Genomic DNA, 13315 nt, shown 5'->3' with positions numbered 1-13315 from the left:
TGTGGGAGGGAGCAAGCCCCTCCCACAGTTTTTTAACGGCTGGCGAGCAATTCTTTGCCGCGTACTACGGCAGCCTTGACCTGTGCTGGTGCAGTACCGCCCACATGGTCGCGGGCATTCACCGAGCCTTCCAGGGTCAGCACGGCAAACACATCCTGCTCGATCTGGTCGCTGAACTGGCGCAGTTCTCCCAGGCTCATTTCTGCCAGGTCCTTGCCGGTGTCTACGCCATATTTAACCGCGTGGCCGACGATTTCGTGACAATCACGGAACGGCAGGCCACGGCGTACCAGGTAGTCAGCCAGGTCGGTCGCGGTGGAAAACCCGCGCAGGGCCGCTTCACGCATCATCGCGTGCCTGGGCTTGATCGCCGGGATCATGTCGGCAAAGGCACGCAGCGAGTCGCGCAGGGTGTCGGCGGCGTCGAACAGCGGTTCCTTGTCTTCCTGGTTGTCCTTGTTGTAGGCCAGGGGTTGGCCTTTCATCAGGGTCAGCAGGCCCATCAGTGCGCCGAATACCCGGCCGCTCTTGCCTCGTACCAGCTCGGGCACATCGGGGTTTTTCTTTTGCGGCATGATCGAGCTGCCGGTGCAGAAGCGGTCCGGCAGGTCGATGAACTGGAACTGCGCGCTGGTCCATAGCACCAGTTCTTCCGAGAAACGCGACAGGTGCATCATCGCAATGCTGGCGGCGGCGCAGAATTCGATGGCGAAGTCACGGTCCGACACGCCATCCAGGGAGTTTCCACCCACGGCGTCAAAGCCCAGCAGTTGTGCGGTGTACTCGCGGTCGATCGGGTAGGTGGTGCCCGCCAGCGCGGCGCTGCCCAATGGCATGCGGTTGGCGCGCTTGCGGCAATCCACCAGGCGCTCGTAGTCGCGGCTGAGCATTTCGAACCAGGCCAGCAGATGGTGGCCGAAGGTCACCGGCTGTGCGGTCTGCAAGTGGGTGAAGCCGGGCATGATAGTGTCCGATTCACGCTCGGCCTGCTCCAGCAAACCTTTTTGCAGGCGGGTGATTTCGGCCAGGATCAGGTCGATTTCATCGCGCAGCCACAAGCGGATATCGGTGGCTACCTGATCGTTACGGCTGCGGCCGGTGTGCAGTTTCTTGCCGGTCACGCCGATGCGGTCGGTCAGGCGCGCCTCGATGTTCATGTGCACATCTTCCAGGTCGACGCGCCAGTCGAACGTACCGGCCTCGATCTCACCGCGGATGGTGGTCAGGCCGTCGATGATGCTGTCACGCTCGGCGTCGGTCAGCACGCCGACCTTGGCCAGCATCGTGGCGTGGGCGATGGAGCCCATGATGTCGTGGCGGTACAGGCGCTGGTCAAAGGTGACGGAGGCGGTGAAGCGGGCGACGAAGGCGTCGACGGGTTCACTGAAGCGGCCGCCCCAGGACTGGTTGGTCTTGTCGGTGCTCATGGATTCGCTCGTGATCTGTTTGAAAGAGGCATGGAGGTGTGCCGGCGATAATAACAGGGTTGCCCTTGGTGGCGGTGTTGCGGGTGCCTGGCAATTTTATTTGCGCCGTAGATGGCTAAGTGCCTTGCCGCCGGCCGCATCCGGGACGAGACTGGAGGCAGGTACTTATTGAAACGATATTTGACGATTGAGCAATATCGTCTCGGTGAGCGTCTACAGTTGCACTGATAGTGTGTGAATGCACCAAAGTCGACTGATGCGGTCATAACCAGACTATCCATTAAACAGGGGGGTATTCGGATTGTGTATCAGTGAACCCTACGACGATGCCCGACGGCAGCAGGTCCTGGGCGCAATTGAACAGGTCCGGGTAAATTTGGGTGCCACTCTCAGGGCACTTTTTGCCGCTCGCGCTAGTCTTAGCGTGGATCGCTGTGACGTAAGTCACCGCACCTGTCTACGCTATCCTTGTGCGAGACTCACGCAGGAATCCAGCGCAATATGAATGTCCTGATCGTTGATGACGAACCCCAAGCCCGCGAGCGACTGAGCCGTCTGGTCAGTGAACTCGAGGGTTATACAATCCTTGAACCGAGTGCCGCCAACGGTGAGGAGGCGTTGACCCTGATCGACAGCCTCAAGCCGGACCTGGTGCTGCTCGATATCCGCATGCCGGGCCTCGATGGCCTGCAAGTGGCCGCTCGCCTGAGCGAGCGCGAATCGCCACCGGCCGTGGTGTTGTGTGCGGCCCAGGATGAGTTTTCTGCACAGACGCTCGAAGACAGCACTGTCAGTTTTCTCGTCAAGCCGGTCAGTGCCGAAGCCTTGCTCAAGGCTTTGAAGAAAGCCGAGCGACCCAATCGCGCCCAACTCGCTGCCTTGACCCAGCCGGCCGCCCAAAGTGGTAACGGGCCACGCAGCCACATCAGTGCGCGTACTCGCAAGGGCATCGAGCTGATCCCCCTTAGCCAGGTCGTCTACTTTATTGCCGATCACAAGTACGTGACCCTGCGTCACGAGTTGGGCGAGGTGTTACTCGATGAGCCGCTCAAGGCTCTCGAGGACGAGTTTGGCGACCGTTTCGTGCGCATCCATCGCAACGCGCTGGTAGCCCGTGAACGTATCGAGCGCCTGCAACGTACGCCCCTGGGGCACTTTCAGCTATTCCTGAAGGGGCTCAACGGCGATGCACTGATTGTCAGCCGACGCCACGTCGCCGGCGTGCGCAAGATGATGCAGCAGCTTTAGCCCAAGGGCTGCGGCGCGGTCTGCATTCCTTATCCCGGTGCGATGTGGCCAGGGAGGCCCCGCACTTGCTGATTCAAATCAAAGCGTATTTGCCTGAGCTGTTATTATCCGCTGTAACTATTCAGTTCGGATTGATCCATGTCCTCTCGCGAAATCCGCATCGCTACCCGTAAAAGCGCCTTGGCCTTGTGGCAGGCCGAATACGTCAAAGCACGCCTTGAGCAGGCCCATCCGGGTCTCAAGGTATCCCTGGTGCCCATGGTCAGTCGTGGCGACAAGCTGCTCGACTCGCCACTGTCGAAAATCGGCGGCAAGGGCTTGTTCGTCAAGGAGCTGGAAACCGCGCTGCTGGAGAACGAAGCCGACATCGCCGTGCATTCGATGAAAGATGTGCCCATGGACTTCCCTGAAGGCCTGGGCCTTTTTTGCATCTGCGAGCGCGAAGACCCGCGTGACGCCTTTGTTTCCAACACCTACGCATCGCTGGATGAATTGCCGCTGGGCAGTATCGTCGGCACCTCCAGCCTGCGTCGCCAGGCTCAGTTGCTGAGCCGGCGCCCCGATTTGCAGATCCGTTTCCTGCGCGGCAACGTCAACACTCGCCTGGCCAAGCTCGACGCCGGCGAATATGACGCAATCATCCTTGCCGCTGCCGGCTTGATCCGCCTGGGCTTCGAAGAGCGCATCACGTCGGCCATCAGCATCGAAGACAGCCTGCCCGCGGGCGGGCAGGGCGCGGTCGGCATTGAATGCCGCACCGCCGACAGCGAAATCCACGCACTGCTCAAGCCCCTTGATCACGCGGATACTGAAGTGCGTGTCACCGCCGAGCGGGCCTTGAACAAGCATCTCAATGGTGGCTGCCAAGTGCCAATCGCCTGCTATGCCGTGCTCGAAGGTGAAAACCTGTGGCTGCGTGGCCTGGTCGGCGACCCGGACGGCGGTACGCTGCTGACCGCCGAAGTGCGCGGCCCGCAACGTGATGCCATGGCCCTGGGCATCCAGGTCGCCGAGGAGTTGCTGGACAAAGGCGCCGGCGCCATCCTGCAGAAAGTCTATGGCGAGGCCGGCCCGCAGTGACCGACTGGCGCGTGCTGCTGACGCGGCCTGCCGAGGAGTCGATGGCCCTGGGGGCCTTGTTGTCCGAGGTTGGTATCTACAGCAGCAGCCTACCCTTGCTGGAAACCGAAGCGTTGCCGGTCACGCCCGAGCAACAAGCGTTGTTCGGCGCGCTGCAGCGTTATTGCGCGGTCATTGTGGTGAGCAAGCCGGCCGCGCGCCTGGCGTTGCAACGATTGGGGAGTACACCGGCGCCAATGCCCTGGTTCAGCGTTGGGGCGGCGACGGGGCAGATACTGGCCGATCATGGCCTCGATGTTCACTATCCAGCCATTGGCGATGACAGCGAGGCCTTGCTTCAATTGCCTGCATTGCGCGAGGCTACTGCCCGGCCGGGTGCGAGGGTGCTGATCCTGCGCGGCGAAGGCGGGCGGGAGCTGCTGGCAGAGCGTTTGCGCGAGCAAGGTGCTAGTGTCGACTATCTGCAATTGTATCGACGTTTTCTCCCGGCTTACGAGACGGGCACGCTGATGCAGCGCATCCAGTTGGAACGCTTGAACGGCCTGGTGGTCAGCAGTGGGCAGGGTTTTCTACACTTGCAGGCCATGGCCGGCCTCGATTGGCCAGAGGTGGCACAGCTGCCATTGTTCGTGCCCAGTCCGCGCGTCTATGCGATGGCGCGGGCTGCTGGCGCAGAAAAAGTTGTGGATTGTCGTGGCGCGAGTGCCGCGGCTTTGTTAGTGGCGTTAGGGAGCTATCCCGTTCCCACTCTCTGATACGCAAAGGACGGATACGTGAGCGAAACAGCCTTGCCTAAAGATGAAGCTCAGCCCGCGCTCGATGCGCCGGTCGAGACACTGGTCAGCGCGCCACGCCGTGGCAATGGCCTGGCCATTGTCGCCTTGCTGCTGGGCGCTGCGGGCGTAGCCGCCGGCGGCTGGGGGATTTGGCAGGTCCGCGCCCTGCAAGCCAGCAGCCAGCATCAGCTGGGCCAGGTGCAGACCCTGGATGACCAATCCCAGAGCCTCAAGCAAAGCCAGCAACAGTTGGCCGCGCGCCTGGCGCAGTTGCCGGGCGCGGATGAGCTTGAAGAGCGCCGCCGTCTGGTCGCCCAACTACAGGGTGATCAGCAGCGTCTGAACCAGCGTCTGGAAACCGTATTGGGCGCCAGCCGCAAGGACTGGCGCCTGGCCGAAGCCGAGCACCTGATCCGCCTGGCCAGCTTGCGCTTGTCCGCCTTACAAGACATCAACAGCGCTCAGTCGCTGGTCCAGGGCGCCGACGAAATTCTTCGCGAGCAGAGCGACCCAGGCGCTTTCGCCGCACGCGAGCAACTGGCCAAGAGCCTGGCCGCGCTGCGTAGCACCGAGCAACCGGATCGTACCGGCCTTTACCTGCAGCTGGCGGCCTTGCGTGACCAGGTCGTGCAGTTGGCGGCGATTGCGCCCGAGTATCAACTCACCGAGCCTTCCTCCCAAGGGCGTCCTACCAGCGATACGGAGAACTGGTTGAGCCAGTGGTGGGAGCAGATTTCCCGTTACTTCCGCATCGACTTCAACCCGGATGACAACATCCGCCCATTGTTGGCGGGCCAAGGCTTGAACCAAGTGCGCCTGGCCCTGAGCCTGGCGCTGGAGCAAGCACAATGGGCCGCGCTGAATGGCGAATCGGCGGTGTACAGCCGCTCGCTGGGTGAAGCGCGCAGCGTGTTGCAAGACAACTTCAACCAGGACAACCCGCAGAGCAAGGCGATGCTGGCGCGTATCGCTGAACTCGAATCCAAGGCCGTTTCGGTGGTGACGCCAGACCTGGCGGCGAGTCTGGCCGCAGTGCAGGCGTACCTCGAACGTCGTCATCAGTCTGCCGATGATGCCAAGGCCTCGGCTGGCCAACCGGCGACCCAGGAGTAGAGCTGATGAAGCGTTTCTATGTGATCCTGGTGCTGGCGATTGCGGTCGCACTGGCGCTGGGCGTGGGCATTTCGAAACACACCGGCTACGTGCTGATTACCTATCCCCATTTGCTGCATTACGAATCGAGCCTGTGGGCTACCTTGGTGGCGGTATTTGCCATCGGCCTGGCGATCTACCTGGTGCGCGTGTTGTTGAGCCTGGTCACCACATCCAGTGGCGTGGTCAATCCCTGGTCGCGGCGCAACCGCAGCCGCCGTGTGCAGATTGCTATCGAGCAAGGCCAGATGGACCTTGCCGAGGGCCGCTGGGCCAGCGCCGAACGCCATCTGCACCGCGCCGCGGAAGCAGAGCGCCAGCCGTTGTTGTATTACATCGGCGCCGCCCGTGCGGCCAATGAGCAGGGCCGTTATGAGGAGTCCGATGGCTTGCTCGAGCGCGCCCTGGAGCGCCAGCCCCAGGCCGAACTGGCGGTTGCACTGAGCCATGCGCAATTGCAGATGGACCGAGGCGATACCGAAGGCGCCCTGGTTACCTTGCAGGCGATGCACGAGCGTCATCCGCATAACGCGCAGGTGCTGCGACAGTTGCAACGCCTGCATCAGCAACGTGGCGATTGGTCGTCGGTGATTCGCCTGTTGCCTGAACTGCGCAAGGACAAAGTGCTGCCCGCCGGTGAACTGGCCGAGCTGGAGCGTCGCGCCTGGGGCGAGAACCTCAGCCTGGCTGCCCAGCGTGAAGAGCAAGGTGAAGCGGGCTTGCAGTCCCTCGAACGGGCCTGGGAGCAATTGACGTCGGCCCAGCGCCAGCAGCCACAGCTGGTGCTGGCGTATGCCGACCAGCTGCGTCGGCTCAGTGCGGATGCCAAAGCCGAGGAGGTGCTACGTGGCGCGCTCAAGCGCGACTATGACAGCCACTTGATCCGGCTGTATGGCCTGCTGCGCGGCAGTGACCCTGCACGTCAATTGAAGTTTGCCGAAGGCTGGCTCAAGGATCATCCTGGCGATGCCAGTTTGCTGTTGACGCTGGGCCGCCTCTGCCTGCAAAACAGTCTATGGGGCAAGGCACGGGATTATCTGGAAAGCAGTCTGCAAGTGCAGCGTAATCCTGAAGCCTGCGCCGAGCTGGCTCGCCTGCTGGCCCAACTGGGCGACACTGAGCGCAGCAACCAATTGTTTCAGGAGGGGCTGGGGTTGTTGGACAATCGTCTGCTGTCCTCGCCGCTGCCAGTCCCTGTGCGAGTTTGAAGTAGGAAAGGGTGAACAGATTGGCTCCGACCTATCTGACACCCGGTCCGCCAAGCCCCCGTAAACACTTGGCTTAAGCGGTGTTGTTACTAATTCCTACTTGTTGCAATTGAATTTCCTCCGCGCTCTGGCGGGATGTCCTTACGTTTTCGCGGAATAGTCTGCTCTAGGGCGTATTGAAAGGGGTCGGGCCTTTACTCTACCGTAGCGTCCTATCTCTTGCAGTGCGGATAAACAATGTCTTTGGCCCCTTTACGCTCTTTGTTTTTCCTGGCGTTCATGGCAGGTGCGCTGACGTTGGGCGCGTCCTTTTATCTGGAATATGGCGCGCTGCTACAGCCTTGTTTTTTATGCCAGGTACAACGCCTGTTGCTTGCCACGTTTACGCTGATCAACCTGGTCGCTGCTCTTTATAACCCTGGGCGCTTGGGCGTTTGCCTGTATGGGCTGGCGAGCATGGGATGTGCGCTGCTTGGCGCCATTACCGCAGGGCGCCAAGTACTATTGCAGAGTATGCCGTCAGGCCAGGTCCGGGATTGCTGGCCCAACCTGCAATCCATGATTGAGAGCCTGTCGTTCTGGCAGGCCATGCGCGCAGTGTTCAACGGCACTGTCGATTGCGTCGAAATCACCTGGACGCTATTTGAACTGAGCCTTCCCGAGTGGAGCCTGTTGTTCTTCGTAACCATGCTGATCCTGGGCACCATGCAATTTTCAAGGTTGTTATTTTGTAGGCATTTGCGCCCTGCAAGGCCATGAAAACCCAACGCAGGTTGTAGGAGTGGATTAAACACTTGTATGAACTTTCTCTCCTGCGTACCTTGAAGCCACAGTCGTGCGGGCATAATCTGGCCCGCACGCGTTATCCAAACCGTTTGTCAGACGCGGCCTTGTCCGGCTGCTGCTTTATCCTCGAAGTGTTGCGCAGGTACATAGCAGCAGCACCCCTATAGGGAAGAGAGATCATCATGCTGGAAAGTTGTCAGAATGCTCAGGAACGCTGGGGTGGGGTGCACAAGCTGATCGATAGCTGGTTGAAGGCACGCCACGAACTGGTTCGGGCCTTTGATGCTCTCGGTGCCAAACCCGAAGCATTGGGTGAGAATCGCGAGCCATTGCAGGATTTCTGTGGGGTATTGGTGGACTACGTATCGGCAGGCCATTTCGGCGTCTACGAGCAACTGACCAAAGAGGCGCAAGCCTTTGACGACCAGCGTGGCCTCGAGCTGGCAGAGACTATTTACCCGCGCATCGATGTGATCACAGAGAAACTGCTGGCGTTCACCGACCTGTGTGATGCTGGGAAATGTGTTGCGGAAAAATTCAAAGAATTGGGTGCGCTGCTACATGAGCGTTTTGAGTTGGAGGACTGCCTGATCGAAGTGCTGCACAACGCCCATAAGGAAGAGGCGGCCACCCAGGTCTGAGCCTTGGCGACGATATAAAAAAACGGTGCGCATGTCGCACCGTTTTTTTATCGGTCAGTGGCGAGTGCCGAGCAGTTCGATCTCAAACACCAGCGGCGTATAGGGTGGGATCAACTCACCCGCCCCATCTGCGCCATAGGCTTGCGGTGAAGGAATTACCAGGCGCCATTTCGCACCCACCGGCATCTGTTGCAACGCGCTGCTCCAACCGCTGATCACGCTGTCCAGGCGAAACCATTGCGGCTGCGTACTTTTGTCGAAGACGGTCCCGTCGGGCAGGCGCCCCACGTATTTCACCTGCACCTCATCGCTGGCCAGTGGCTTGTTGCCTGTGCCAGGCACCAGCTCGGTGAGCAGGATCCCGTCTGCCAATTCGCGCACGCCAGTGACGGTTTTTTCCTGCGTCAGGAATTGTTGTTCGGCGGCGAGTGCTTTTTCGCTTTGAGGGATTTGGGCGTCGGCGGCGTTCTGTGCTTCGTGCTGGGCGAGTATCTGTTCGATACGAGCGTTGTCCAGCGCAAGCGGCTTGCCTTGGTAGGCCTGCCTGAGGCCGTCCACCAGTGCCTGGATCTGTAGGTCAGGGACTTCCTGGCGCAACCGTTCGCCGAGGCTTGCGCCGAGACTATAGGCAAGATCGTGCGGATCCGAGGCGGTGATTTTTGACGGCGGTTGCTCGCTCGCATCGGCTACGCAGATCACCAAGCCAAGCACTAGAAAAAAGTAACGCGACATGGACAGTCTCCCGGCGAAAGTGCGACGGATTATGCCAGTGTGAGTGAGTAAAAAGTGGCGCGGTTTTTCGTTATATCGATAAGAATTTTCGTACGGTGCAACGCAAGGCAAACGATACTGTCAACATGCCCTAGCGGCGGTAAGAGCAGAGGGCTAGTATGAGCCGCACCCACGTCAGCCAGGAGGTAAACCATGTCGGCCAAACAGAAGCCTGTAAATACCCCGTTGCACTTGCTCCAACAACTTTCGGGCAGCCTGCTCGAACATCTCGAAAGCGCATGTACCCAGGCGTTGGCCGATGCAGAAAAACTGCTCGCCAAACTGGAAAAACAACGCGGTAAAGCCCAAGAAAAACTGCACAAGTCCCGCACCAAACTGCAAGACGCCGCTACAGCCGGCAAGTCCAAGGCGCAAGCCAAAGCCAAGGACGCTGTTAAAGAACTTGAGGACCTGCTGGATGCCCTCAAGGATCGTCAAGCTGAGACCCGCAGCTACATTTCCCAACTCAAGAAAGACGCTCAGGAAAGCCTGAAGCTGGCCCAGGGCATTGGTCGTGTGAAGGAAGCCGTAGGGAAAGCACTGGGCGCTCGTACCCCTGCAAAAGTTGCAGCCAAGCCGGTTGCGAAAACTGCTGCTGCGAAACCTGCTGTCAAGCCAGCTGCCAAAACCGCTGCCGCGAAACCAGCCGCCAAACCAGCTGCCAAAACCGCTGCTGCGAAACCAGCCGCCAAGCCAGCTGCCAAAACCGCTGCTGCGAAACCAGCCGCCAAGCCAACTGCCAAAACCGCTGCTGCGAAACCAGCCGCCAAGCCAGCTGCCAAAACCGCTGCTGCGAAACCAGCCGCCAAGCCAGCTGCTAAAGCCGCTGCTGCGAAACCAGCCGCCAAGCCAGCTGCCAAAACCGCTGCTGCGAAACCAGCCGCCAAGCCAGCTGCCAAAACCGCTGCTGCGAAACCGGCCGCCAAGCCAGCTGCTAAAGCCGCTGCTGCGAAACCGGCCGCCAAGCCAGCTGCTAAAGCCGCTGCTGCGAAACCAGCCGCCAAGCCAACTGCGAAACCAGCTGCCGCGAAACCAGCCGCCAAACCCGCTGCTGCAAAACCAGCACCCGCCAAGCCAGCCACTCCAGCAGCACCTGCTGCCACTGCGACCGCCTCAACCGCTCCAACCGCATCGACCAGCAGCACCCCTGCACCGATAGCGCCAAGCACCGCCCAAACCAACGCTTCCTAAGTGTTGGTGACCACGACTCGCAGCCGCTGCAGCGCGTCGTGGTCCAGGTTGGCGGCCTCGGTCGCCAAGCCTTCAAGCCATCCGTACTGACCCACCCCCTCATTGATAGGCCATGCTTGCGCCAGCGTTTCCAAGCGCATCAGCAATGCTCGCTCGGCTTCCACCTCCAGGGTCTTGACCCGCTCCCGTAGCGATGCCAGTTGCGTATCCTGCTGCGCCATGGCTCGCCATTGCACACGCACTTGTCGCAACGGTTCGACCACCTGTGTCCGCCAGGGGCGAGCTAGCTGCTGCAATGCCTGCACGCGTTCGGACGTATACGCCACACCTCGTTGTTCCAGCCATGCACCACACAGCAACAGGCACACATCCGCCCCTTGCTCCTGCAAGCGCAGGCACTCGGCCTCCACACCCGGGCGGGCATAGGTCGAGAGGGCAAAGCTCCACAGGTCAGCGCACATATTCACACCCAAGCCAGCGGCCAACGAAGCTGGTAGACTCCGCCGCCATTATGATCCGACTTCAAAGCCTAACATTACAGCGTGGCCCGCAACGTCTTCTTGAAGACGCCGAGCTGACCCTGCACGCCGGTCACAAAGCCGGCCTGATCGGTGCCAACGGCGCCGGCAAATCCACGTTGTTCGCCTTGTTGCTGGGTGAGCTGACCCCGGACTCCGGGGACTGTCTGCTGCCGGCCGACTGGCGCATCGCCCATATGCGCCAGGAGATCGACACCCTGGACCGCATCGCGATCGACTACGTGCTCGATGGCGACCTGCGCCTGCGCCAGGTGCAACACGACCTCGCCGAAGCCGAAAAAACCCAGGACGGTGCCGCCCAGGCCCGCCTGCACGCCGAGCTGGACAGTGCCGACGGCTATACCGCCGACGCCCGTGCCCGCAAGATGCTTGCCGGCCTGGGTTTTACCAACGAACAGATGGACCGCCCGGTCGCCGACTTCTCCGGTGGCTGGCGCATGCGCCTCAATCTGGCCCAAGCGCTGATGTGTCCTTCGGACCTGCTGCTGCTCGACGAACCGACCAACCACTTGGACCTTGATGCGATCCTGTGGCTGGAAGACTTCCTCAAGAACTATCAGGGTACGTTGCTGCTGATTTCCCACGACCGGGACTTCCTCGACGCCGTGGTCGATAACATCGCCCACGTCGAACAGAAGAAGATCACCCTTTACCGCGGCGGCTATACCGCGTTCGAACGCGCCCGCGCCGAGCGCCTGGCCCAGCAGCAACAGGCCTATGAGAAGCAACAGGCGCAGCGTGCGCACATGGAAAGCTACATCGCCCGGTTCAAGGCCCAGGCCACCAAGGCCCGCCAGGCCCAGAGCCGGATCAAGGCCCTGGAGCGCATGGAAGAGCTGTCGGCGGCCCACGTCGATTCGCCGTTCGACTTTGTATTCCGCGAATCGGTGAAGATCTCCAGCCCGTTGCTGGACCTCTCCGATGCCCGCCTGGGTTATGGCGACAAAACCATCCTGGAGAAGGTCAAGCTGCAGCTCACGCCAGGCGCTCGTATCGGTTTGCTGGGCCCCAACGGCGCGGGCAAATCGACGCTGATCAAGAATCTCTCGGGCGAGCTTGAGCCTCTGTCCGGCCGCCTGACCCGTGGCGAGAACACGGTGGTGGGTTACTTCGCCCAGCACCAACTGGACTCGCTCGATTCCAAGGCCAGCCCGCTGTTGCACCTGCAACGCCTGGCGCCGACCGAACGCGAGCAGACCTTGCGTGATTTCCTCGGTGGTTTTGACTTCCGTGGCGCGCGCATCGACGAGCCCGTGCTGAATTTTTCCGGTGGCGAAAAAGCCCGACTGGCCCTGGCCCTGATCGCCTGGGACCGCCCGAACCTGCTGCTGCTCGACGAACCGACCAACCACCTGGACCTTGAAATGCGCCTGGCGCTGACCATGGCCCTGCAGGAGTTCAGCGGTGCGGTATTGGTGGTGTCTCACGATCGCCATCTGCTCAAGAGCACCACCGATAACTTCCTGTTGGTGGCCGACGGCAAGGTCGAAGAGTTCGACGGCGACCTGGACGACTATGCGCGCTGGCTGACCGATTACCGCCTGCGTAATGCGCCGGCCAGTAACACGCCGGTTAATCCGGACAAGACCGACAAGAAAGCCCAGCGCCAGGCTGCCGCCGCATTGCGCCAGCAGTTGGCCCCGCACAAGCGTGAAGCCGACAAGCTGGAAGCCGAGCTGGGCAAGGTGCACGAGCGCCTGGCCAGGATCGAAGCCAGCCTGGGCGACAGCGCCGTGTACGAGGCGGCACGCAAGGATGAACTGCGCGACCTGCTGGCCGAACAGGCCAAGCTCAAGGTGCGCGAAGGGCAGTTGGAGGAAACCTGGATGGAGGCCCTCGAGTTGCTCGAAACCCTGCAAGCGGAGCTGGAGGCGCTGTCCTGATGGAAGCGTTGCAACTGCCTTTGCCGGCGCAATGGGTCGAGCCCGTATGGATCGGCGTGCAAATCCTGCTGATCCTGCTGGCCGGCTACCTGGCCCAGCGCTTTGTCGCCAAGGGCCTGACCCGCCTGGGCGAGCGCTACCCGCTGCCGCCGCAGTTACTGATGCCTCTGCGTGGCGGCCTGCGCTGGCTGATCATGGGCAGTGCGCTGATCTTTGTATTGGGCCGCCTGGGTGTGTCCGCCACTGTCTTATGGACGGCGCTGTCGGGGTTTGTCGCGGTGGCGGCAGTGGCGTTCTTCGCCATGTGGTCGGTGCTGTCCAACCTGTTGTGCGCGATCCTGATCTTTACGGTCGGGCCGTTCCGTCTCGGTGACATCGTCGAGCTGGTGGACACCGTCGACAAACCCGGCGTGAAGGGTCGGGTCGTGGCGATCAACCTGCTCTACACCACGTTGATCGAAGTCGAGGAAGCCGGCACCAGCAGCGCGATGGTGCAGGTGCCCAACAGTTTGTTCTTCCAGCGTTCGGTGCGACGTTGGCCAGGGACACATATGTTTCCAGGCGACCGTTAGCGTTTCATCTAACAAAAATCTATAGCCAGCCTTCGCTCGGT

13 protein-coding genes are annotated in these 13315 nt (G+C 61.0%); 10 read left to right on the top strand and 3 right to left on the bottom strand.

All coding sequences use genetic code 11. From position 1 onward, the window contains the following. Positions 1–32 precede the first annotated feature (32 nt). Entirely contained in the window at positions 33–1427 is a 1395-nt protein-coding gene (gene argH, locus TU73_RS05725) for an argininosuccinate lyase (RefSeq protein ID WP_057011398.1), read from the bottom strand. Between the two features lie 501 nt (positions 1428–1928). On the opposite strand from argH, the gene TU73_RS05720 reads away from it, so the two are divergent. From TU73_RS05720 to TU73_RS05690, 7 genes are all read left to right on the top strand, one after another. Beyond that, positions 1929–2675 (top strand): LytR/AlgR family response regulator transcription factor, encoded by a 747-nt coding sequence (locus TU73_RS05720; RefSeq protein WP_057011397.1) that lies wholly within the window; start codon positions 1929–1931, stop codon positions 2673–2675. 138 nt (positions 2676–2813) lie between these two features. Continuing rightward, positions 2814–3755, top strand: a complete 942-nt coding sequence (hemC, locus tag TU73_RS05715) for a hydroxymethylbilane synthase (protein ID WP_057011396.1) — start codon at positions 2814–2816, stop codon at positions 3753–3755. Beyond that, on the top strand, positions 3752–4510 hold the full coding sequence (locus tag TU73_RS29290) for a uroporphyrinogen-III synthase (RefSeq protein ID WP_057011395.1): 759 nt from the start codon (positions 3752–3754) through the stop codon (positions 4508–4510). The genes hemC and TU73_RS29290 overlap by 4 nt, the downstream gene beginning before the upstream one ends. An 18-nt stretch (positions 4511–4528) precedes the next feature. Then, the gene (locus tag TU73_RS29285) at positions 4529–5644 is read left to right on the top strand and encodes a uroporphyrinogen-III C-methyltransferase (protein ID WP_057011394.1); all 1116 of its coding nucleotides are present in this window, start codon (positions 4529–4531) and stop codon (positions 5642–5644) included. A 5-nt stretch (positions 5645–5649) separates the two neighbouring features. Continuing rightward, positions 5650–6891 (top strand): heme biosynthesis protein HemY, encoded by a 1242-nt coding sequence (locus TU73_RS05700; RefSeq protein WP_057011393.1) that lies wholly within the window; start codon positions 5650–5652, stop codon positions 6889–6891. A gap of 237 nt (positions 6892–7128) precedes the next feature. Further along, a complete protein-coding gene (locus TU73_RS05695; RefSeq protein ID WP_057011392.1) occupies positions 7129–7650 on the top strand; it encodes a disulfide bond formation protein B in 522 nt (173 codons plus the stop codon). Positions 7651–7859: 209 nt separating this feature from the next. Next, a complete protein-coding gene (locus TU73_RS05690; RefSeq protein ID WP_057011391.1) occupies positions 7860–8318 on the top strand; it encodes an Rsd/AlgQ family anti-sigma factor in 459 nt (152 codons plus the stop codon). Positions 8319–8372: 54 nt separating this feature from the next. On the opposite strand, the gene TU73_RS05685 is transcribed toward TU73_RS05690, so the two are convergent. Continuing rightward, positions 8373–9050 carry an FKBP-type peptidyl-prolyl cis-trans isomerase gene (locus tag TU73_RS05685; RefSeq protein WP_057011390.1) on the bottom strand — a complete coding sequence of 226 codons (678 nt, stop codon included), beginning with the start codon at positions 9048–9050 and terminating at the stop codon, positions 8373–8375. Between the two features lie 192 nt (positions 9051–9242). Between TU73_RS05685 and TU73_RS05680 the strand changes: the two genes are divergently transcribed. After that, a complete protein-coding gene (locus TU73_RS05680; RefSeq protein WP_057011389.1) occupies positions 9243–10280 on the top strand; it encodes an AlgP family protein in 1038 nt (345 codons plus the stop codon). Here the strand turns inward: TU73_RS05680 and TU73_RS05675 are convergent. Continuing rightward, positions 10277–10741 carry a TIGR02444 family protein gene (locus TU73_RS05675; RefSeq protein WP_057011388.1) on the bottom strand — a complete coding sequence of 155 codons (465 nt, stop codon included), beginning with the start codon at positions 10739–10741 and terminating at the stop codon, positions 10277–10279. The two genes, TU73_RS05680 and TU73_RS05675, sit on opposite strands and share 4 nt — an antisense overlap. Positions 10742–10791: 50 nt before the next feature. Here TU73_RS05675 and TU73_RS05670 point away from each other — a divergent pair, with 50 nt between their 5' ends. Beyond that, a complete protein-coding gene (locus TU73_RS05670; protein WP_057011387.1) occupies positions 10792–12702 on the top strand; it encodes an ATP-binding cassette domain-containing protein in 1911 nt (636 codons plus the stop codon). After that, positions 12702–13274 carry a mechanosensitive ion channel family protein gene (locus TU73_RS05665; protein WP_057011386.1) on the top strand — a complete coding sequence of 191 codons (573 nt, stop codon included), beginning with the start codon at positions 12702–12704 and terminating at the stop codon, positions 13272–13274. Before TU73_RS05670 ends, TU73_RS05665 begins: the two co-directional genes overlap by 1 nt. Positions 13275–13315 lie beyond the last annotated feature (41 nt).

The sequence above is a fragment of the Pseudomonas libanensis genome, from assembly GCF_001439685.1.
GTDB classification, from domain to species: Bacteria; Pseudomonadota; Gammaproteobacteria; order Pseudomonadales; family Pseudomonadaceae; genus Aquipseudomonas; species Aquipseudomonas libanensis.
This window is presented reverse-complemented; position numbering and strand designations above follow the sequence as displayed.